Genomic DNA, 19,749 nt, shown 5'->3' on the forward strand with positions numbered 1-19,749 from the left:
CCACCGGGCCCGAGGTGTGCCCGAAACGGAACGCCAAGTCGAGTCACGTTCACCCGAGCAGGCCCCGAGCCCTCGACGTATGCACGGAAGCGCTCGGCACGAACGTGCGGAAAAGGTGGGCTCGCCGCGTCCCGGTTGAGGTAGTCTGCGCTTCCCGATGCAGGAGCTCGGACAAGCCGACCGCCAGCGTCTCTTCGAGCGCTTCGGCCGTTCCTACGCCGCCGGCGACACGATCTACGACGAGGGCGAGTCCGCGGAGCACTGTTATCTCCTGCAGGACGGCCGCGTCCGGCTCGTGAAGAACATCCGTGGCGCCGAGCGCAGCCTGACGGTGCTGAAGCCCGGCGATCTCTTCGGTGAGGACGCGCTGCTCCCGCGGGTGCGCCGGAGCGCCTCGGCCGTCGCGCTGACCGACGCACAGGTGCTCGCGCTCGACCGCCGCACCTTCGGCGTGCTGCTCGCGGGCAACCCCGAGGTCGCGAGCCGCTTGGTCGAGCAGCTGGTGCGGCGGCTGCGCCACGCCGAGGAGCAGCTCGAGAACGCGATGCTGCGCGACCAGCCCTCGCGCGTGGTGAACACGCTGCTCCGGCTGACGGCGGGGCTCGAGGCGAGCGGCGAGGGATACGTCCTCTCGATCTCGCCGCTCGAGCTGTCGAGCCGGGTGGGCCTCGACGTCGACGCAGTGAAGAAGGCCGTCCAGCAGCTGCGCGACGGCGGGTACCTCCGCATCGCCGACGAGAAGATCATCCTCCCCGACCTCGACGCGCTCAGGCAGCTCTACCAGCTGCTCGGCATGAAGGAAGAGGTACGGGGCGGGTTTCCGTGAACGGGTCCCCCGACGGGGTCTCCGCGATCGGGTGCGTCGGAGGGTGACTGCCGCGAACGGTGACCCCGGGGCGCAGATCCACCGGCGGTATCGGTGTACAAGCACCACCGCAGCACAATCGGGCGCTTCCCCACGAAATTCGGGGCCTGGATCCGATTGACGGCCCGCCGACACCCCGGTAGATCTGGCCGCCGCCGCTTCCGGGCGGGTGGCCGTACGGATGCACCGAGTTGTTTCCAGGTTCGCGGGCCCAGGGCCGCGAAGCAGAGTCATCAGCACCACGGCGCTGCTCACAACCCTGTGGGCGATGTCGCTGGGCGCATGCGGCGGGGGACCGAGCGAGGAAGACGTGCGGCGTTCCCAGGCGGAATACGACCTCGGAGTCGGGCTGATGCAGGAGCAGAACGTCGCCGGGGCGTTCCAGCACCTCCGTGAGGCCGTCCGTCTGGATCCCGACAACGCCGAAGCGCACCTCGTCCTCGGCACGCTGCTGATGCTGCGCGGCGATCATCCCGAGGCCGAGCGCGAGCTGCGCGAGGCGCTCCGCGCGAACACCGCGCTCGGTGGCGCCGGCCTGCCCTCGCTGACCCCCGAGGCGCACAACACGCTGGGCGTCCTCTATCTCAACACCCGGCGCTACGACGACGCAGTCCGCGAGCTGCGCATCGCGACGGGCGACGAGCTCAACCGGACGCCGCACCTCGCGTGGGGCAACCTCGGCTGGGCGTACCTCGAGCTCGGGGACCTGAGCGAGGCCGAGCTCGCGCTGAGCGAGGCCGTGCGGCGCGAGCCGCGTTATTGCGCGGGGTGGTTCTTCCTCGCGCGCGTCCACTCCTCGCGCGGGACCGCAGCGAGCGAGGCGGATGCCGAGGCGCACTTCCGCGCCGCCGACGACGCGCTGACGCACGCGCTCGAGGTCGACCTCGAGGAGTGCCGGCGCCTTCAGGATGCTTGGAGATTGCGCGGGGAGACCCGCGCTCGGCTCGGACGAAGCGAGGAATCCGTCGCGGACTTCGAGCGCTGTGTGGAGCTCGATCGGGAGACCGAGTCGGGCCGTGCTTGCAGTGGCTTCCTCGAGGCGAGCCCGTGATCGGGGCTCGAGATCACCGTTTCCCGGAGAGGCGGCAAGTGGAGTCGATCGGAAGGTGGTTGAGGCACGAGCGCGAGGTCCGGCAGATCTCGCTCGAAGAGCTCGCGCAGACGACCCGCATCCCGCTGAAGATGCTGCAGCACCTGGAAGAGGATCGTCACGATCATCTCCCAGGGGAGGTGTTCGCTCGCGGCTTCCTCAAGAGCTACGCGCGCGCCATCGGCGTGCCGGAGGGCGAGGCGGTCGAGCGTTGGGCGCAGCACCGTCGCCCCCAGATCGCGGCGCCCGCCCCGATCGCCGCGGCGACCATCACGCCGCCCGAGCGCAGCCGTCGCTTCGGCATCGCGATCGCGCTCGTGATCCTGCTGATCCTGTTCACGCTCGCGCTCTCGATCGTGCTCCGGCCGCGTCACCGCGACGCGCCCGTCGAGCTGAGCTGCCCCGGGGGGCTGTGCGCCCCCCTGTCGACCCCCGAGCGCGCGACCACGGTGCTCGACGCGGAGACGGCGCGGACTTAGACGCCGCGTGTGGCGACGCAGACCGAGGTGACGCACGCGGTCGTCCTGCGAAGCGTCGCGTACGGCGAGGCGGATCGCATCCTCACGCTGTTGACCGAGGCACACGGGAAGGTGTCGCTGATGGCGCGCAACGCGCGCGCGAGCCAGCGACGCTTCCCGGGGGGCGCCCTCGAGCCGTTCGGGTTGATCGAGATCGAGATGGCGCTGGGGCGCGGGGACGTGGGACGCCTCGCGAGCGCGCGCTTGGTGCGGGGGTTCCCTCGGCTGCTCGGGTCGCTCGAGTGCATGCGCGAGGCGGGTGCGGGCATCGAGCTTCTGCGCGACGTGGTGCCGCCCCGCGAGCCCGACGTGCGCTGGCTGATCGAGATCGAGCGCTTCTTCGAGACGCTCGACGCGCGCGCGCCGGAGCCCGGGCCCGAGGTGCGGCTCGCGTTCGCGCTGCGCATCCTCGCGCTCATGGGGCTCGCGCCTCGACTCGACGCGTGCGGCCGGTGCGGGCTGCGGGCCGAGGAGCGCGCGGCGCTGTTCGACGCGGGGCTCGGCGCGATCGTGTGTCGCGCGTGCGGAGGTGGTCCGCTGCACCTCGCGGCGAGCACGCGGGCGCGCATGATCGCGAGCCAACGCGATGCGTGGACCGACGCGGTGCAGGGCTGGGACGATCGCGCGCGGAACGAGGCGGAGAGCGCGATCGACGCGTTCGTGCGACGGCACGTGGGGCGGACGCGCAGTGAAGGGTGAGGCGGTGATGAGCGACGAAGACGTGGTGCCGGTCGAGATGCGCGCGCCCGAGGGCGCGCGGGTGATGGAGATCGACTGGTCGGACGGGACGACGACGCGCCATCCGCACGTCGTGTTGCGCGGCTTCTGCCCGTGCGCGCACTGCCAGGGGCACCAGGGACCGATCCAGTGGGCGGGCGACTTCGAGGGCGCGTCGCTCGACATCACGAGCCTCGAGGAGGTCGGCAGCTACGCGGTGCGCATCGCGTGGGGCGACGGTCACGCGACGGGCATCTACACGTGGCGTCACCTGCGCGCGCTCGGACCGCTCGGTGAGGGCTCGCTGGACGACGCCCGCGCGGCCCGTTTCGGGCGCTGACCGTATACGGTGAGGTGTGCGCGACAAACGCGCGGACGCGACTATGGTTGCGCGCACTATGTCGCCCACACGCAAGACCCAAGGACCGCGCGCGGTGGTTTCGCGCGCCGGGCTGCTCTTCGCAGGCCTTCTCTTCGCTGCTGCGCTCTTCGTCGCCCCATCCCGCGCGGAGGCGCGCGGCCCGCTCTACGCCGGCTTCGGGCTCGGACCTTACGTCCTCGTCGCGCACGACTACGCCGACGTGTTCGACGACGCGCACTTCCGCACGAGCTTCGAGTTCGGCATCCACTTCAGCCGCGACGACACCGGCTTCTTCATCGCGTTCGAGGCGGTGCCGACCTTCGGCGACCACTACGTGATGTTCTTCGGCGGGATGCGGCTCGGTGGCGACATCGAGGTCTACGCGAACCGCGACATCGGCGTCCTCGTGCGGCCGAGCGGGCTCTTCGGTGGCGGCATCTGGGAGCCCGACGGTCCGGACAACGACCTCGCGTTCTTCGTGCTGCAGCCCGCGTTCGATCTGCGGCTCGCGCTCGCCGATCGGCTGATGCACCTGTGGATCCGGCCGGTCTCGTTCGACCTGCTCTTCTACCCGGACTGGTACGACGGCGACTTCCACTTCGACGCCGGCTACTCGTTCATGGCCGGTCTCGACTTCAACTTCTGACCCTCCGCGGGGCAGTCCGGTCCGTGCGCCGGGCCGGGCTGCCGCCCACACGCGCCTCCACGTGGCACGATCGGTCACCTCCCTACCGATCGTGCTCTCGCACGAAAGCCTCTCGTCATACTGGCCGAGACCGATGCGATTTCGGTAGGATCGGCCCCGATGCTCGAGCGCGTGCTGATCGTGGAGGACTCCAGCGCCATGCGCGCATTCGTCCGCGCGACGTTGGAGGCACAAGGGATCACCAAGCACGTCACCGAGGCCGCGAGCGGCTTCGAGGCGCTGCGCCTCCTGCCGCGTGATCGCTTCGACCTCGCGCTCGTCGACATCAACATGCCCGACATCCACGGGCTCGAGGTCATCAAGCTGATCCGCGCGAGCCCGCAGCATCACCAGGTGCCGGTCGTGGTGATCAGCAGCGAGGCCTCGGCGCGCGATCGCGAGCGCGGCATCGCGCTCGGCGCGGACACGTGGCTCGCGAAGCCGTTCACGCCCGAGCAGCTCGTCGAGACCGTGCGTCGCGTGCTCGCGCGCCGGAGCAGCAGCGAGGCGCCGTGAGCGACGAGGTCGAACGGATCCGCGAGGAGTTCCTCGCGGAGTCGCAGGAGATCATCGAGTCGCTCTCGCGCGACCTCCTCCTGCTCGATCACGGGCAGAAGGAGGGGAAGCCCGACCCCGATCTCGTGAACTCGGTGTTCCGCGGCGTGCACACGCTGAAGGGCATCGCGGGCATGTTCGGGCACGTCGCGCTGAGCGAGCTCGCGCACGAGCTCGAGGACCTGCTCGATCAGCTGCGGCTCGGGAAGATCCCGCTCTCGCAGGAGGCCCTCGACGTGATGTTCGAGGGCGTCGAGGTGCTGCAGCGCCTGCTCGGCGCGGCGCGTCGCAACGCCGATCCTGCGAGCGAGGTCGACCTCGCGACGTTCCGTCGCTCGCTGCAGATGCTGATGGGGCTGCAGAGCCAGCATCCGCGGCTCGATGCGCTCGGCGGCTACGATCTCGATCCCGGCGTGCTCACCGTGCTCACGGAGTACGAGGAGCACCGGCTGCGCTCGAACGTCGAGCAGAGCGTGCCGCTCTATCGGCTGCGCGTGCGCTTCTCGCTCTCGTCGATCGACAGCGACCTCGAGGAGCTCAAGCAGCGCGTCAAGCCGTGGGCGGAGATCATCACGTACCTGCCGTCGATGGAGGGCGGCAGCGACGACGCGATCGATCTCGAAGTGCTCATGGCGAGCCGCACGCCGGTCGCGGAATTGCGCGACGCGATCGGCGGGCCCGACGTGACGATCGAGCCGGTCACGCGGCGTGATCCCGGTCGCACCGTGCCGCCGCCCGCGCCGACGACGCGCGAGGGCGAGTCGCGCGACGAGGCCGCGGCGATGAAGGAGCCGGGCGCGGCGGTGGTGCGCCCGCCCTCGGTCGTGCCCGCGAAGGACGTGAACCTCGGCGCGGACGCGCTCGCGGTGCGCACCGTCGCGAAGACCGTCCGCGTCGACATCGAGAAGCTCGATCACCTGATGAACCTGGTGGGCGAGCTCGGCATCGTGAAGAGCGCGGTGGGGCGCATCGTGGAGCGCCTGCGGCAGCGCGCGGACATGCGCCCGCTCGCGTCGGAGCTGCACCGCATCCATCGCGCGTTCGAGCGTCAGCTCGCGGGGATGCAGGAGGGCATCCTCGACGTGCGCATGGTGCCGCTCGGACAGACGTTCGATCGGCTGGGACGCGCAGTACGCCAGGTCGCGCGCGAGCACGGCAAGGACGTGCGGCTCGTGGTCACGGGCGCCGAGACCGAGATCGACAAGCTCATCGTCGAGGAGCTCACCGATCCGCTGCTCCACATCATCCGCAACGCGGTCGATCACGGCATCGAGCGCGCCGAAGCGCGCCTCGCGATCGGCAAGCCCGAGACCGGCACCCTCGCGCTGAACGCGTACCAGAAGGGCAGCCACGTCGTCATCGAGATCGAGGACGACGGCGCGGGGATCGATCCCGCGCGCATCCTCTCGCACGCGATCTCGCGCGGCCTGCTCAGCGCGGAGTCGGGCCAGGACATGAGCGCCGAGGAGCTGCGGCAGCTCATCTTCCTGCCGGGCTTCAGCACCGCGGCGGAGGTCACCGATCTCTCGGGGCGCGGCGTCGGGATGGACGTCGTGAAGACGAACATCGGGCGCCTCGGCGGCGTGATCGACGTGCACAGCCAGGTCGGCATCGGCACGAAGTTCACGCTCACGCTCCCGATCACGCTCGCGATCCTCAGCGCGCTCGTGCTGCGGGTGCGCGGTCAGACGTTCGCGATCCCGCTCAACGTGGTGCAGGAGGCGCTCTTCCTCGACGAGACCGCCGTGCGCCTCGTCGAGGATCACGAGGTGATCACGCTGCGCGGGCAGAGCCTTCCGATCGTGCGCCTCGCGTCGCTCTTCCGGATCTCGGGCGAGCCCACGGGCGCGCGCTCGTTCGTGGTGGTCACGGCGCTCGGCAATCGGCGCCTAGGGCTCGTCGTCGACGCGCTCGAGGGGCAGCAGGACATCATCACCAAGCCGCTCGGCAAGAGCCTCCACAACGTGCGTGGCTTCTCGGGCGCGACCGACCTCGGTGATCAGCGCGTGGTGCTCGTGCTCGACGCGCCCTCGATCCTCGAGGAGGTCCTCGCGAGCGGCGATCGCCGCGGGGTGGCGGCATGAGCAACGGGCCGCTGGTGAAGCAGCAGGGCTCGATGATGCCCGCGAACCTGCGCGGGCCGCGCACCGATCGCATCCGCAGCGCGAGCACCGCGGAGAACATCACCGAGTTCCTCGTGTTCACGCTCGGGACCGCGCGGATGGGGCTGCCGCTCGAGAGCGTGCAGGAGATCCTCAAGCTGGTCGCGATCACCGAGGTGCCGCGCGCGTCGCACGAGGTGCTCGGGATCCTGTCGGTGCGCGGTCGCATCACGACGGTGCTCGATCTGCGGCGACGGCTCGGTCAGCCCTCGGTCGAGCCGACGCGCCACACGCGCATCCTGCTGGTCGCGGGATCGGACGAGACGCTCGGGCTCGTCGTCGACACGGTGCTGCACGTGGTGCGGCTCCGCGAGGACGAGATCGAGGCGTCGAGCGTGGTCGCGGCGGATCTGCCCGAGCACGTGCTGGGGCTCGGACGGCCGCGTCGTCGCGACGCGGTGCGCGGTGTGGTCGGCGCTTCGGAGACGAAGGGCGATTCCGGTGAGGCGGAGGTGATCGTGCTGCTCGATCCCGATCCGCTGCTGCGGAGGTGAGCGTGGCGCGCGAAGTGCGACGCAGGGGAAGCGATCGCGACAAGAACCTCGTCGGGTTCTTGATCGGCGACGTGCACTACGCGGTCGACATCCAGCGCGTGAAGGAGATCATCCGCCCGCTGCCGCTGGTCTCGCTGCCGCATCCGCCGCCCGCCGTGGTCGGCGTCGCGGATCATCGCGGCGAGGTGGTGCCGGTGCTCGACGTGCGCCGTCGCTTCGGGCTCGCCGCGGCCACCGAGTCGCGCCGCACGAAGTGGCTGCTGGTGACGCTGCCGGGACGCACCGTCGGGCTCGTCGTCGACGCGGTCACGGAAGTGTTCGCGGCGGGCGAGGAGGACCAGCGCGCGGTGCCTTCGATCGGCATGGGCGATCAGGCGCGCGGCATCGTCGCCGTGTTCGGTCATCGCGGCACGCTGGTGTTCGTGCTCGACGTCGATCGCATCGGCGCTGCGGCCGAGCTCGTCGACGTCGAGGGCGCGATGGAGATGCGAGGTCGGGCATGACCAGCGCGCCGCCTCCGCAGTCGCGATGGGACGACGAGAGCGAGGCCGCCGAGGCGCGGCGGCTCGCGGCGCGCGCGCTCGGTGAGCGTCCGGGCGCCGATGCGCCCGAGCGTCTGATGGCGGCGCTCGCCGACCCGGACTGGCGCGTGCGCAAGGAGGCGGCGAGCGCGGCGGTCGCGCTCGCGGGCGACGTGCGTGTGATCGAGCGACTCTCGGACGCGCTGCTCCAGCCCGACGAGGTCGGCCTGCGCAACGCGGCGATCGAGGCGTTCGTGCGCATCGGTCCGCGCGCGGCGTCCGCGCTGCTCGATGCGCTGGAGCGCGCGACCGCGACGGCGCGCAAGTTCGTCGTCGCCGCGATGGCGGGCGCGGGCGAGCAGGTCGTGCCTGCGCTCGCGCGGCTCGCGGGCGATCCCGATCCGAACACCGCGACCGTCGCGCTCGAGTCGCTCGCGCGCATCGGCGGGGAGGGCGCGGAGGACGCGCTGCGCAAGCAGCTCGAGGCGAGCGACTGGGTCGTGCGCCTCGCCGCGCTCGAGGGGCTCGCCGCGCTCGGTGCGCGCGCGCCGGTCTCGCTGCTCGCACCGATGGTGACCGATCCGCTGGTGCGCCGCTTCGCGCTGCGCCTGCTCGGCCGCAGCCGCGATCCCGACGCGGTCGCGCCGCTGATCGCGACGCTCTCGACCGCGACCGGGCTCGCCGAGGTCGCCGAGATCGCGCTCGCGTTGATCGCGCTCCACGATGCCGACGAGCGTGCGGCCGCGTCGATCGCGCGCTCCGCGCGCCGGCTCTCGGGCGCGGATCGCGCGCTGCTGCGCCAGCCGATCGCGACCGAGACCGTGAGCACCGAGGAGCATCTTCCGGCACAGCGCGCCGCGGCGATGCTCTCGCTGCTCGCGCGCGACGTGCAGGCACTGCCGGCGATCGCGGCGCTCGCGGCGCGCGCCGAGCTCGGCCCCGCGGCGCTCGCTGCGCTCCGCGCGTTCGGTGCGGAAGCGGTGCGCCCGCTGCTCTCGATCGCGCCCGCGCTCGATCCGCCCGCCCGCGCGTGGTCGCTCGAGGCCGCGGCCGAGCTCGCGACGATGCCGCTCGACCCCACGGACGACGATCGCACGCCCGATCCCGAGCTCGGCCGCGAGGTGCACGCCGCGCTGCGCGACGCGCTCGAGGCGCGCGACGAGGTCGTGGTGCAGGCCGCTGCGCGCGCCCTCTCGATCTGGGCCGAGCCCGGAGATGCGCCCGCGCTCGTGAAGCTCGGCTCGACGCGTGGTGGTGCGGTCGCGCGCGCGACGAGCACCGCGCTCGAGGCGCTCTCGCACTCGGCCCCGCACTCGGTCGAGATCGCGCTCGACGACGCGTCGCCCGATCGCGCGGATGCGTGGTCCGAAGCGGTCGCCGCCCTCCCGCCCGAGGTCGCGCTCGAGAAGCTGCGCGCTGCGATCGCGTCGGGCGAGGCACCGGCGCGCCGCGCCGCGCTGCTCGCGCTCGATCGGGTCGACTCCGCCGAGGCCGCCGAGGTCGCGTCGATGGCGCTCGCCGACGAAGACGTCGACGTGCAGGTCGCTGCCGTGTCGGTGCTCGCGCGGATGCGCCACGTGTCGGCCCGCGCGATCGCCGCGGCGACGTTGCCCGTCGCGCTGCGCGACGAGAGCCCTGCGGTGCGCGCCGCCGCGGCCCGCGCGATCGGTGCGCTCGGTGATCCCGAGGTGCGCGGCCGCCTGCGCGATCTGCTGCGCGATCCCGGCCCGGGCGTCGCGCTCGCCGCGCTCTCCTCGCTGCGTGCGCTCGGTGGCGCGGAGCCCGCGAGCGAGCCCGATCTCGAGGAGCTCCTCGTCGACGTGCTCGGACATCCCGACGAAGAAGTCGTGAAGGAAGGCCTGCGCGTCGTCGCCGAGAAGATCCGCGACCGCCGCGAGGCGCGCCTCGCAATCGGCCTCTCGCACCCCGCGTGGGACGTGCGCCGCCTCGCCGCCGCGCTGCTCGGCGCCATCGGCAGCGAGGGCGCGCTCACGCACCTGCACGCGCGCCGCGCGATCGAGACCGACGATCTCGTGCGCGCCGCGATCGACGACGCGCTCGATCCCGCGAAGAACGGAGGCGCGGGGGCCTAGTGTCGATCCTCTTCGACAGCGGCCCGAAGCTCCGGATCGAGGAGTTCCGACTCCTCCGCGATCTCGTGAACCGCTACTCGGGGATGCACTTCGACGACGCGTCGATGTTCGTCTTCGAGCGTCGTCTGCGCGATCGCCTCCGCGCGCTCGATCTCCCCGACTTCACCGCGTACTACCACCACCTCCGCTACCACCCGAGCGCGCAGGCGGAGCTGGAGGACGCGGTCGAGGCGCTCGTCACGAACGAGACCTACTTCTTCCGCGAGGAGTACCAGCTCCGCGCGTTCCGCAACGATCTGCTCCCCGCGATCCACGAGCAGGCGCTCGCGCGCGGCACCAAGCGCATCATGCTCTGGAGCGCGGGCTGCTCGACCGGCGAAGAGGTCTACACGCTCGCGATCCTCGTCGCGCGCAGCGGGCTCTTCGACGGGTGGGACGTGCGCGTGTTCGGCAACGACATCTCGCGCCGCGTGCTCGCGACCGCGCGCCGCGCCGTCTATCCGCCCTCGAGCTTCCGCGCGATGCCGCCGGAGTACGCCGAGTTCTTCGTCGAGGAAGAGGGCGGCATGCGCGTCATCCCGCGCATCCGCGCGATGTGCCAGTTCGGACACCTCAACCTGCTCGACGGCGACAAGACGACGTTGCTCGGTCGCGTCGACGCGATCTTCTGCAGGAACGTGCTCATCTACTTCGACACGACCTCGCGCAAGAAGGTGATCGACACCTTCTACGAGAGGCTCCATCCCGGAGGTCATCTGCTGCTCGGCCACAGCGAGTCGCTGCTCCACGTCTCGACCGCGTTCGAGCTCGCGCACCTGAGCTCCGACATGGTCTATCGCCGCCCGCTCGAGAGCGCGCGGGCGCGTCGAGAAGGAGGCGATCGATGACCGCGGAAGGTCGCGCGCTGCGCGTGCTCGTGGTCGACGACAGCGCGTTCAACCGGCGCACGATCGGCGATCTGCTCGCTGCGATCCCGGGCGTCGACGTGGTGGGCAAGGCCGCGGACGGCGAAGAGGCGCTCCGCCTCGTGCTCCAGCTCAAGCCGGATCTCGTCACGCTCGATCTCGAGATGCCGAAGATGGACGGCTTCACGTTCCTGCGCCTCGTGATGGCGCGGCAGCCCACGCCGATCCTCGTGGTCTCGGGGCGCGGCGCGAAGGCCGACGTGTTCAAGGCGCTCGAGCTCGGCGCGCTCGACTTCATCGTGAAGCCGAGCCCGACCGTCTCGACCGAGCTCGGCACGATCCGCCGCGAGCTCGAAGAGAAGGTCGCGATGGTGCGGATGCTGCGGCCGCTCGATCACGGAGCGATCCAGCAGCACGCACGCGACAGCACCGCGACCGCGCTCATCCGCCTGCCGCGCGCCGACGGTGCGCGCCCCGCGCCCGAAGATCCGACGCCCCGGCGCGTCGTCGTGATCGGCTCGTCGACCGGCGGACCGCCCGCGCTGGTCGAGGTGTTCTCGCGGCTCCCGAGCGACTTCGCGAGCTCGGTCGTGATCGCGCAGCACATGCCCGAGCGGTTCACCAAGACGTTCGCGGATCGCCTCGAGCGCCTCGGCGGGATCCGTGTCGCGGAGCTCGAGGAGCGCGAGCCGCTGCGCGCCGGTCGTGCGCTGGTCTGCCCCGGCGGTCGCTGCGTCGAGGTCCAGCACAAGGCGGGCACCACCTACGCGCAGGCGCTCGCGCCCGCGCAGGACGATCGCTACGTGCCGAGCGTCGACCGCCTCTTCAAGAGCGCGGCGAACGTGTACGGGCCGCGCTGCATCGGCGTGATCCTCACCGGCATGGGCGACGACGGCACCCGCGGCGCCGAGGCGATCAAGAAGGCCGGCGGCACCGTGCTCGCGGAGAGCCAGGAGACCGCGGCGATCTGGGGCATGCCGGGCTCGGCGGAGCGCGCCGGTGTCGTCGATCGCAGCGTGCCGCTGCACGGGATCGCCGACGCGATCATGCGCGCATGTGGGGAGCGACGCGGCGCTTGATGCATCGTCACGATGGCATCGCGCACGCGCGATCTGATACCGTCGCAAGGACGCGATGAGCGAGGACGAACGGGAGCGACGAACGAGCGAGCACCCCGCGGATCTGACGCGGGAGCGCGAGGCGTTCGTGCGGCAGTTCCTGCGAAAGGGCGTGGAAGTCACGGAGTCTCTGCTCGAAGAGAACCGTGAGGTCCGCGAGCAGCTGTCGCGTGTGCGCGACGAGAACGCGCGGCTCCGTGCGCAGGTCGCGAGCGACGACGCGATCCGCGATCTACTGCGGAAGATCGAGCAGCTCGAGGCCGAGCGGAAGGCGCTGCTCGCCAAGAGCGACGAGCTCGACGAGCGCACGAAGCAGAGCGAGGTACGCACCTTCGAGATCGAGCAGGAGCTCCACGATCTCGCGAACCTCTACATCGCGAGCAGCCACCTCCACGCGACGCTCTCGGTGCGCGGCGTGGTGAAGCACCTCTCGGAGCTGCTCCAGCAGCTCATGGGCGGCGAGCGCTACGCGATCTTCCTGATGGAGCGCGGCGGCGAGCGCGCGTGGCCGCTCCTGAGCGAGAACCTCGGCAATCTCGGGTCGATCGTCGTCGGCGAGGGCCCGATCGGCATCGCGATGATGACCGGCGTGCCCCGCATCCGCGACGACGAGCCGCTGCCGCCGGGGACGCTGGAGGAGCCGCTCGCGATCGTGCCGATGATGGTGCGAGGCGTGTGTGTCGGCGTGATCGTCGTGGTCTCGGTGCTCGCGCAGAAGGAGCGCTGGGCCGCGGTGGATCACGCGCTCTTCGACTTCCTGGGCTCGCACGGTGGCACCGCGCTCATCGCGGCGAACCAGTACGCCAGCCAGTCCGATCCCCGGACCGCGCTGGATGGAATCGAGCGGCACCTCTCGGCGCCGCACGTCGGGCAGTCCTCGGCGCCGCCCGCGGGTGAGTGATGTCGAGCCACGAAGAACTTGGACGGGCTCTTCTTGTCGGATCGAGGATGACGGATGGCTGATTTCTCGTGTCTCGTCGTCGAGGACTCGCCCATGATGAGGCAGCTCCTCGTCTTCGCGCTGGCCCGCGTGAAGCGCGTCGCCGTGACGGAGGCGGAGGACGGCGTCGATGCGCTCCGGAAGCTCGCGTCGAACCGCTACGACCTGATCCTGACGGACATCAACATGCCGATCATGGACGGGCTCAAGCTGGTGAAGCGGATCCGCTCGGACGCGCAGCACGCGAACGTGCCGATCATCATCATCACGACCGAGGGCTCGACCGAGGACCGGCAGCGCGCGATGGCGTTGGGAGCGAACGCCTACATCACGAAGCCAATCCAAGCGCCGCAGGTGATCCAGAAGGTCAAAGAGCTGCTCAAGCTCGAGTGATCCGTCAGGCTGTCCCTCTTCCCGGTGGCGCTGAGCGGCCATCGCGGCGAGACCATGACGGCGATCAAGATCTGCGGGATCACTCGGCTCGAGGACGCGGAGCACGCGCTCTCGCTCGGCGTCGACGCGATCGGGCTCAACTTCTGGCCGCGTAGCAAGCGGCGCGTGGACCACGCGGTCGCGCGCGAGATCGTGCGGCGCGCGAAGGATCGTGCGCGGGTGGTCGCGATCGTGGTGGACGCGACGCGCGCGGAGATCGCCGACGTTCGCGAGTCGACCGGCATCCGCTGGGTGCAGCTGCACGGCGACGAGGACGCGACGTTCACGCGCGCGCTGCTCCCGTGGGCGTACCAGGCGGTCCGGGCACGCGGCGACGAGGGCTTCCGCATCGCGATGGCCGCGCCGGGGATCGAGGTGCTGCTCGACGCGAGCGTGCCGGGCGAGAAGGGCGGCACGGGCATGATGGCGGACTGGTCGCTCGCAGCGCGTGTCGCGCGGGCGCGGCCGCTCTGGCTCGCCGGCGGGCTCACGGCGGAGAACGTGGCCGAGGGGATCCGCGTGGTGCGGCCGATGGGCGTCGACTCCGCGAGCGGCGTGGAGCGCGCGCCGGGCGTGAAGGACCCCGCGAAGGTCGAAGCGTTCGTGCGCGCGGTGCGCAACGCGTCGCGCTGAGCTTCCCCGCGGGCTGCGCGCCCCCACGCTTCGAGCGTTCGCTCGAGCCGGCGTCTTCGTCGTACGCTCGTGCGCGGCACGACGCGTGCTGAGCACGTGCGGGCGCGCGGAGATCTGTGCCGCTCCGCGCCGTGGAGGAGGGAATCATGCTCCGACGGCTCTTCGTCGCGACCGCCGTGTGCGCCGCGCTGACACCGCTCTTCGTGCCGGACGTCGCGCGTGCGTGCGGCGGCTGCTTCCATCCTCCCGAGGGCAATCCATCGCCGGTCACCGGGCATCGCATGGCGATCGCGCTCGGGACCACGCAGACGACGCTCTGGGATCAGATCGCGTACGAGGGCGACCCCGCGGACTTCGTGTGGGTCCTCCCGATCGCCGGCACGTCGACGGTCGAGATCGCGGAGAACGCGTTCTTCGAGTCGCTCGTCGCGCACACCACGATCACGCTCGTCGCGCCTCCGCCGCCGCGCGTCTCGTGCGACGACCCGTGCGGGGACTCGTTCTTCGCGTCGTCCGACGCCGCGCCGGGACGCGAGCTCGGCGGCGACGGCTCGGTCACCGTGCACCACGAAGGCGTCGTCGGTCCCTACGCGACCGCGACCATCGGCTCGGAAGACCCCGACGCGCTCGTGACGTGGCTGCGCGACAACCGCTACCAGGTCCCCGACGCGATGCTGCCGACGATCACGCACTACGTCGATCTCGGCATGAACTTCGTCGTGCTGCGCCTGAGCCCGAGCGCGAACGTGCAGCGCATGGTGCCGGTGCGCGTGACCGTGCCCGGCCTCTCGACGACGTTCCCGCTGCGCATGGTGGCGGCGGGCGTCGAGGTGTCGGTCGAGCTCGAGCTCTTCGTGTTCGCGGAGAGCCGCATCGAGGCGGCGAACTTCGGCAACGCCGAGGTCGATCGCGCGGCGGTCTCGTTCGACTGGGCGACGCTCACGTTCGACTACGACGCGCGCTACGAGGACGCGCTCTTCGCGGGCGAGGGTGTCGGCACGAATTGGGTGACCGAGTACGCGACGATCGCGCCGACGTCGATCGGCACGTACCAGAGCTTTCCTCCCGACGGCAGTGCGACGACGAGCGCCGCCGCGGACTGGGCGGTGGTCACGCGCTCGGTGTCCGAGCCGTACCTCACGCGCATGCGCACGCGCCTGCCGGTGAGCGAGCTCGGCGTCGACCTGCAGCTGCGCATGTCGGATCGCGAGGACCTCGCGGAGACGCGCGTGATGGTCACGCGCGAGCGGAACCGAGCCGACGAGCCCGAGTGCCCGACGTTCTGCGCGCATCCCGGCATCGGTCCCGGCACGAGCGGTCGGGGGCGCGGCGATGGGCTGCGCTGCAGCACGAGCATGCCCGGCGCCGGCGCGCGTGGGTTGATCGCGCTCGCGATCGTCGGTGCCGCCGCGATCGCGCTGCGCAGGCGTCGCGCGTGAGCGCCTCGCGCGCAGTGCTCGTCGCGGCGCTGCTGCTCGCGCCATCGATCGCGCGCGCCGACGACGAGCCTGCCGCGTCGCTCGGCGATCCCGCCGCGATGACGGCGCCGGTGCTCGATCCCCAGCGCTTCCCCGGTGTCGCGGCGCGCCCGCTCACGCTGCCCGAAGGCATGGCGCGCGTCGATCAGCTGATCTGGTATCGCGTCCCCTCGTTCCCGTTCCCGCGGCGCGGCGTGCCGATGGCGCTCAGCGTCGGCGTGCACGACGACGTGCAGATCGGCGCGTCGTGGGGCGTGCTCGACGATCCCGCGCTCCACGTGCTCGCGCGATGGATCCACGATCCCGTGATCGACGTCGGCGTCTCGGCCGCGCTCACGATCCCCGCGATGACCGAGGGCGACACCACGCTGCGCGTCGGCGTGCCCATCGCGATCCGCGCCACGCCGTGGCTGCGCGTCGATGCGTCGATCGATCTCGATCTGCTCTTCTGGACCCAGGTGGTCCCGCTCGTCGAAGCACCGGTGTCGATCACCTTCGCGCCGATCGAGACGTTCTTCTTCGGCGTGCTCGGGAGCGCGGGATGGCTCGACGACGCGGTCGCGAGCGGCCCGCCGTGGCTCGCGCAGGCGGGCGGCTTCATCGGATGGAGCGGGCGCAACGCGCATGGGGTCATCGCCGACGGGCGCGTCACGGTCCAGGTGTTCCTGCCCGGCGACGACGTGGTCGTGTCGCTCGGGCTCCGGTTCTTCCCGCGCTTCTGGCGGTGAGCGCGCCGCGCTCGCGCGAGTAGGATCGAGCCATGCCGACGATCCCGGTCGATCCGCTGCTGCGGAATCTCTTCGCGATCTACCTCGGGCCCGGCGCTCCACCCGACGCGCGCTCGCTGCGCGCGCACGTCGAGCAGGAGCTCGGCTCGCTCGCCGAGCCGATCGGCGGCATCGCGCGGATGTTGATCGCACGGCCCGAGCTCTTGACCGTCGACGTGCAGCCCGCGCGCGCACTGCCCGCGCCGCCGCTCGAGATGATGCGCTACCTCGGCACCGGCGAGGACGAGATCGCGCGCATCGCGCGCTCGTCGCACGCCGCGATCGTCGCGGTGACGCTGCCGATCCTCCCGGGCTTTCCGGGATCGGCGCTCGCGCTCGCGGGCGCGCGCTCGGTCGCGAGCCTGCACGAGGGTGTGATCCTCGACGTCGATCGCCGTCGCGCGCTGCCCTCGAGCGACGTCGATCGCGCGATCGACGCGCAGCCGCGCTTCGTGGCGACGCGCGATCTGATCCTGCCGGTCTCGCGCGGCACCGACGGGCTCGGCTGGATGACGACGCTCGGCATGCCCTCGTACGGCCTGCCCAACCTCTCGATGCGCGCGATCACACCGGGCACCGAGCGCCCCGTGCTGCAGCTCGTGAACGCGGTCGCGCAGGCGATCGTGGAGTCGCTCGAGCGCGAGGCGATCGACAAGCGCGGCAAGCTCGAGCGCGTCGCGCTCGGCGATGCGATCACCGTCGATCAGGGGCACCTCGCGCGAGCGCGCGGCAAGGGGACGCCGAACGATCGCGGGCGCGGCGCAACGGTCGGACTGCGGCTCGCGCCCGCGGGGCAGCACGAGCCCTTCCTCGAGCTGGTCGCGCCGCCCGGCGTGCGCGACGACGTGTGGGCGGTGCGCGCGCTCGACGTGCTGCTCGGCGCGCCGAAGACGATGGGCGGCGCGTACGACGCCGATGCGATGGAGGCGGCGCATCGCGAGGCGGTCGCGACGTTGCCGCGCGCGAGAGAGCGATTCGCCGCCGGCCTCGACGTGCACGAGGCGCTCTACGTGAAGCACGGCTTCGACGACCGGAAGGGCGGCCGCGAGTACATGTGGATCGCGGTCACGTCGTGGCGTGGTGATCGCATCGAGGGCCGCCTCGCGAACCACTCGACGAACCGCATCGACCTGCGCGCGGGCGTGAGCGTGACGATCGCGGAGGGCGACGTGTACGACTGGATGCTCGCGGGTGCGGGCGGCGTCATCGAGGGAGGCTTCACGAGCAAGGTGAGCGGGGGCTGACCAAGCGGGCGCAACGCCGCGATCCAACGCTTGCGCCTGCACGCGTGAGCCCCCAACCTCGCCCCATGTCGCGCATCGCCCAGGCATTCGAGCGTGCTGCCGCGGAGAAGCGGCCCGCGCTGATCACGTACCTCTGTGCCGGCGATCCCGACCTCGCGTCCACGCCCGATCTGATCGTCGCGATCGCCGAGGCGGGCGCCGACGTGATCGAGCTCGGCGTGCCGTTCAGCGATCCCACCGCCGATGGTCCGGTCATCCAGCGCGCGAGCGAGCGCGCGCTGCGCGCGGGCGCGACGGTCTCGGGCGTGCTCGACGCGGTGCGTGCCGCGCGTGCCCGCACCAGCGTGCCGATCCTGCTCTTCGGGTACTACAACCCGCTCGCGGCGCGCGGCGAGGCGAAGGTCGTGCGCGAGGCGAAGGACGCGGGCGCCGACGGATTCCTCGTCGTCGATCTGCCGCCCGAAGAGGCGCCGCCGCTGCGCGATCACGTGGTCGCGCTCGGGCTCGACTGGGTGCCGCTGGTCGCGCCGACCAGCACGCCCGCGCGCGTCGCGCGTGCCGCCGAGGTCGCGACGTCGTTCGTGTACGTCATCTCGGTCGCGGGCGTGACCGGCGCAGGGCACGCGGACCTCGAGGTCGCGGCGAAGCGCGCGGCCGACGTGCGCACCGCGACGGGCCGCAAGGTCGCGCTCGGGTTCGGCATCAAGACCGCCGACGACGCGCGCCGCGCCGCGCCCCACGTCGACGGCATCGTGGTCGGCAGCGCGCTCGTCACCGCGATCGCCGAAGGCGGCGTCGCCAGCGCGAGCCAGCTCGTGCGCTCGCTGCGCGGCGCGCTGGGCTGATCATCGACGCCATCGATGGCTCTCTCACGAGCCATCGACCGCATCGATGCCTCGCGCGCGGCCCGTCGATGTGGGCCACGCGGCACCTCGACGCTCCCGTCCCGTACCTCTAGAACGTCGCTCCACATGTCCACGTCGCTGCCCGGTCGCTTCGGTCCCTTCGGCGGCCGCTTCGTCGCCGAGACCCTGATCCCCGCGCTGGACGAGCTCGAGAGCGCCTACGCCTCCGCGCGTGCCGACGCGGCCTTCGAGGCGCGCCGGCTCGAGCTGCTCGCGCGCTGGGTGGGCCGGCCGACGCCGCTCTTCTTCGCCGAGAACCTCTCGCGCGAGGTGGGCGCGCGCGTGTGGCTGAAGCGCGAGGACCTCTGCCACACCGGCGCGCACAAGGTGAACAACACCGTCGGTCAGGTCCTCCTCGCCAAGCGGATGGGCAAGCCGCGCGTCATCGCGGAGACCGGCGCGGGCCAGCACGGCGTCGCGACCGCGACCGCGTGCGCGCTCCTGGGCCTGAAGTGCGAGGTCTTCATGGGCGCCGAGGACGTGCGGCGTCAGTCGCCCAACGTGCAGCGCATGGAGCTGCTCGGCGCGAAGGTCATCCCGGTCACGAGCGGCAGCGCGACGCTCAAGGACGCGATGAACGAGGCGATGCGCGACTGGGTCACGAACGTAGCGACCACGTACTACTGCGTGGGCTCGGTCGCGGGGCCGCATCCGTATCCCTCGATCGTGCGCGACTTCCAGCGCGTGATCGGCGACGAGGCGCGCGCGCAGCTCCTCACCGACGAGAACGTGCTGCCCGACGCGGTGGTCGCCGCGGTCGGCGGCGGCTCGAACGCGATGGGCATCTTCGCGGCGTTCGTCGACGACTCGAGCGTGAAGCTGATCGGCGTCGAGGCCGCGGGGCACGGCGTCGCGAGCGGCAAGCACGCCGCGACGCTCACCGCAGGCAAGCCCGGCGTGCTGCACGGGATGCGCACCTACGTGCTGCAGGACGAGGACGGACAGATCGTCGAGGCGCACTCGATCAGCGCGGGCCTCGACTATCCGGGCGTCGGTCCCGAGCACGCGTGGCTGCGCGACACCGGGCGTGCGCAGTACGTGAGCGTCGACGACGAGGAAGCGCTCGCGGGGTTCCAGCTGCTCGCGCGCACCGAGGGCATCCTTCCCGCGCTCGAGAGCAGCCACGCGATCGCGGCGCTGCACGGCGTCGCGAAGCAGCTCTGCAAGGACGCGCGCATCCTCGTGTCGCTGAGCGGCCGCGGCGACAAGGACCTCAACACGGTGCGCGACGCGCTCGCCGCGCGCACTGCGCACTGAGCTTCCCGC

Annotated in this window: 21 protein-coding genes; all 21 read left to right on the forward strand. The window is 71.6% G+C overall.

What is annotated here, in order from left to right; all coding sequences use genetic code 11:
- Positions 1-157 precede the first annotated feature (157 nt).
- The 21 genes from I5071_RS03345 (at position 158) to trpB (ending at position 19,740) form a co-directional block, all read left to right on the forward strand.
- On the forward strand, positions 158-826 hold the full coding sequence (locus I5071_RS03345) for a Crp/Fnr family transcriptional regulator (protein WP_236603919.1): 669 nt from the start codon (positions 158-160) through the stop codon (positions 824-826).
- Positions 827-1,175: 349 nt separating this feature from the next.
- Positions 1,176-1,916 carry a tetratricopeptide repeat protein gene (locus tag I5071_RS03350; protein WP_236603920.1) on the forward strand — a complete coding sequence of 247 codons (741 nt, stop codon included), beginning with the start codon at positions 1,176-1,178 and terminating at the stop codon, positions 1,914-1,916.
- Between the two features lie 59 nt (positions 1,917-1,975).
- Positions 1,976-2,434: a helix-turn-helix domain-containing protein gene (locus I5071_RS03355; protein WP_236603921.1), complete on the forward strand. Its 459-nt coding sequence runs from the start codon at positions 1,976-1,978 to the stop codon at positions 2,432-2,434.
- Between the two features lie 9 nt (positions 2,435-2,443).
- Positions 2,444-3,172: a DNA repair protein RecO gene (recO, locus tag I5071_RS03360; RefSeq protein WP_236603922.1), complete on the forward strand. Its 729-nt coding sequence runs from the start codon at positions 2,444-2,446 to the stop codon at positions 3,170-3,172.
- Positions 3,173-3,179: 7 nt separating this feature from the next.
- Positions 3,180-3,530, forward strand: coding sequence for a gamma-butyrobetaine hydroxylase-like domain-containing protein (locus I5071_RS03365; protein ID WP_236603923.1), 351 nt, complete (start codon positions 3,180-3,182; stop codon positions 3,528-3,530).
- A 94-nt stretch (positions 3,531-3,624) separates the two neighbouring features.
- On the forward strand, positions 3,625-4,197 hold the full coding sequence (locus I5071_RS03370) for a hypothetical protein (protein WP_236603924.1): 573 nt from the start codon (positions 3,625-3,627) through the stop codon (positions 4,195-4,197).
- A gap of 159 nt (positions 4,198-4,356) precedes the next feature.
- Positions 4,357-4,752 carry a response regulator gene (locus I5071_RS03375; RefSeq protein WP_053235696.1) on the forward strand — a complete coding sequence of 132 codons (396 nt, stop codon included), beginning with the start codon at positions 4,357-4,359 and terminating at the stop codon, positions 4,750-4,752.
- Positions 4,749-6,875: a chemotaxis protein CheA gene (locus tag I5071_RS03380; protein ID WP_236603925.1), complete on the forward strand. Its 2,127-nt coding sequence runs from the start codon at positions 4,749-4,751 to the stop codon at positions 6,873-6,875. The genes I5071_RS03375 and I5071_RS03380 overlap by 4 nt, the downstream gene beginning before the upstream one ends.
- The gene (locus I5071_RS03385; RefSeq protein ID WP_236603926.1) at positions 6,872-7,447 is read left to right on the forward strand and encodes a chemotaxis protein CheW; all 576 of its coding nucleotides are present in this window, start codon (positions 6,872-6,874) and stop codon (positions 7,445-7,447) included. The genes I5071_RS03380 and I5071_RS03385 overlap by 4 nt, the downstream gene beginning before the upstream one ends.
- A 2-nt stretch (positions 7,448-7,449) precedes the next feature.
- On the forward strand, positions 7,450-7,950 hold the full coding sequence (locus I5071_RS03390; RefSeq protein ID WP_236603927.1) for a chemotaxis protein CheW: 501 nt from the start codon (positions 7,450-7,452) through the stop codon (positions 7,948-7,950).
- The gene (locus tag I5071_RS03395; RefSeq protein ID WP_236603928.1) at positions 7,947-10,061 is read left to right on the forward strand and encodes a HEAT repeat domain-containing protein; all 2,115 of its coding nucleotides are present in this window, start codon (positions 7,947-7,949) and stop codon (positions 10,059-10,061) included. Before I5071_RS03390 ends, I5071_RS03395 begins: the two co-directional genes overlap by 4 nt.
- Positions 10,061-10,948 carry a CheR family methyltransferase gene (locus I5071_RS03400; RefSeq protein ID WP_236603929.1) on the forward strand — a complete coding sequence of 296 codons (888 nt, stop codon included), beginning with the start codon at positions 10,061-10,063 and terminating at the stop codon, positions 10,946-10,948. The genes I5071_RS03395 and I5071_RS03400 overlap by 1 nt, the downstream gene beginning before the upstream one ends.
- The gene (cheB, locus tag I5071_RS03405; RefSeq protein ID WP_236603930.1) at positions 10,945-12,045 is read left to right on the forward strand and encodes a chemotaxis-specific protein-glutamate methyltransferase CheB; all 1,101 of its coding nucleotides are present in this window, start codon (positions 10,945-10,947) and stop codon (positions 12,043-12,045) included. The genes I5071_RS03400 and cheB overlap by 4 nt, the downstream gene beginning before the upstream one ends.
- A 55-nt stretch (positions 12,046-12,100) precedes the next feature.
- Complete coding sequence (locus I5071_RS03410; RefSeq protein ID WP_236603931.1) at positions 12,101-12,985, forward strand: GAF domain-containing protein; 885 nt, start codon at positions 12,101-12,103, stop codon at positions 12,983-12,985.
- A gap of 54 nt (positions 12,986-13,039) precedes the next feature.
- Positions 13,040-13,417: a response regulator gene (locus I5071_RS03415; protein ID WP_053235690.1), complete on the forward strand. Its 378-nt coding sequence runs from the start codon at positions 13,040-13,042 to the stop codon at positions 13,415-13,417.
- Positions 13,418-13,471: 54 nt separating this feature from the next.
- Positions 13,472-14,089, forward strand: a complete 618-nt coding sequence (locus I5071_RS03420) for a phosphoribosylanthranilate isomerase (RefSeq protein WP_236603932.1) — start codon at positions 13,472-13,474, stop codon at positions 14,087-14,089.
- A gap of 146 nt (positions 14,090-14,235) precedes the next feature.
- Complete coding sequence (locus tag I5071_RS03425; protein WP_236603933.1) at positions 14,236-15,528, forward strand: DUF2330 domain-containing protein; 1,293 nt, start codon at positions 14,236-14,238, stop codon at positions 15,526-15,528.
- Entirely contained in the window at positions 15,525-16,295 is a 771-nt protein-coding gene (locus tag I5071_RS03430) for a hypothetical protein (protein ID WP_236603934.1), read from the forward strand. Before I5071_RS03425 ends, I5071_RS03430 begins: the two co-directional genes overlap by 4 nt.
- Before the next feature lie 32 nt (positions 16,296-16,327).
- Entirely contained in the window at positions 16,328-17,578 is a 1,251-nt protein-coding gene (locus I5071_RS03435; RefSeq protein WP_236603935.1) for a DUF2314 domain-containing protein, read from the forward strand.
- Positions 17,579-17,643: 65 nt separating this feature from the next.
- Entirely contained in the window at positions 17,644-18,423 is a 780-nt protein-coding gene (gene trpA, locus I5071_RS03440; protein ID WP_236603936.1) for a tryptophan synthase subunit alpha, read from the forward strand.
- A gap of 126 nt (positions 18,424-18,549) precedes the next feature.
- Positions 18,550-19,740 carry a tryptophan synthase subunit beta gene (trpB, locus tag I5071_RS03445; protein WP_236603937.1) on the forward strand — a complete coding sequence of 397 codons (1,191 nt, stop codon included), beginning with the start codon at positions 18,550-18,552 and terminating at the stop codon, positions 19,738-19,740.
- Positions 19,741-19,749: the final 9 nt, after the last annotated feature.

The sequence above is a fragment of the Sandaracinus amylolyticus genome (assembly GCF_021631985.1).
Lineage (GTDB): Bacteria > Myxococcota_A > Polyangia > Polyangiales > Sandaracinaceae > Sandaracinus > Sandaracinus amylolyticus_A.

Bases quoted from the DNA above. Each gene is read 5' to 3' on its own strand.
- I5071_RS03345 (WP_236603919.1), top strand. From the start codon at position 158: ATGCAGGAGCTCGGACAAGCCGACCGCCAGCGTCTCTTCGAGCGCTTC.
- I5071_RS03365 (WP_236603923.1), top strand. From the start codon at position 3,180: ATGAGCGACGAAGACGTGGTGCCGGTCGAGATGCGCGCGCCCGAGGGC.
- I5071_RS03375 (WP_053235696.1), top strand. From the start codon at position 4,357: ATGCTCGAGCGCGTGCTGATCGTGGAGGACTCCAGCGCCATGCGCGCA.
- I5071_RS03385 (WP_236603926.1), top strand. From the start codon at position 6,872: ATGAGCAACGGGCCGCTGGTGAAGCAGCAGGGCTCGATGATGCCCGCG.
- I5071_RS03395 (WP_236603928.1), top strand. From the start codon at position 7,947: ATGACCAGCGCGCCGCCTCCGCAGTCGCGATGGGACGACGAGAGCGAG.
- cheB (WP_236603930.1), top strand. From the start codon at position 10,945: ATGACCGCGGAAGGTCGCGCGCTGCGCGTGCTCGTGGTCGACGACAGC.
- I5071_RS03410 (WP_236603931.1), top strand. From the start codon at position 12,101: ATGAGCGAGGACGAACGGGAGCGACGAACGAGCGAGCACCCCGCGGAT.
- I5071_RS03415 (WP_053235690.1), top strand. From the start codon at position 13,040: ATGGCTGATTTCTCGTGTCTCGTCGTCGAGGACTCGCCCATGATGAGG.
- I5071_RS03420 (WP_236603932.1), top strand. From the start codon at position 13,472: ATGACGGCGATCAAGATCTGCGGGATCACTCGGCTCGAGGACGCGGAG.
- I5071_RS03425 (WP_236603933.1), top strand. From the start codon at position 14,236: ATGCTCCGACGGCTCTTCGTCGCGACCGCCGTGTGCGCCGCGCTGACA.
- I5071_RS03435 (WP_236603935.1), top strand. From the start codon at position 16,328: ATGCCGACGATCCCGGTCGATCCGCTGCTGCGGAATCTCTTCGCGATC.
- trpA (WP_236603936.1), top strand. From the start codon at position 17,644: ATGTCGCGCATCGCCCAGGCATTCGAGCGTGCTGCCGCGGAGAAGCGG.
- trpB (WP_236603937.1), top strand. From the start codon at position 18,550: ATGTCCACGTCGCTGCCCGGTCGCTTCGGTCCCTTCGGCGGCCGCTTC.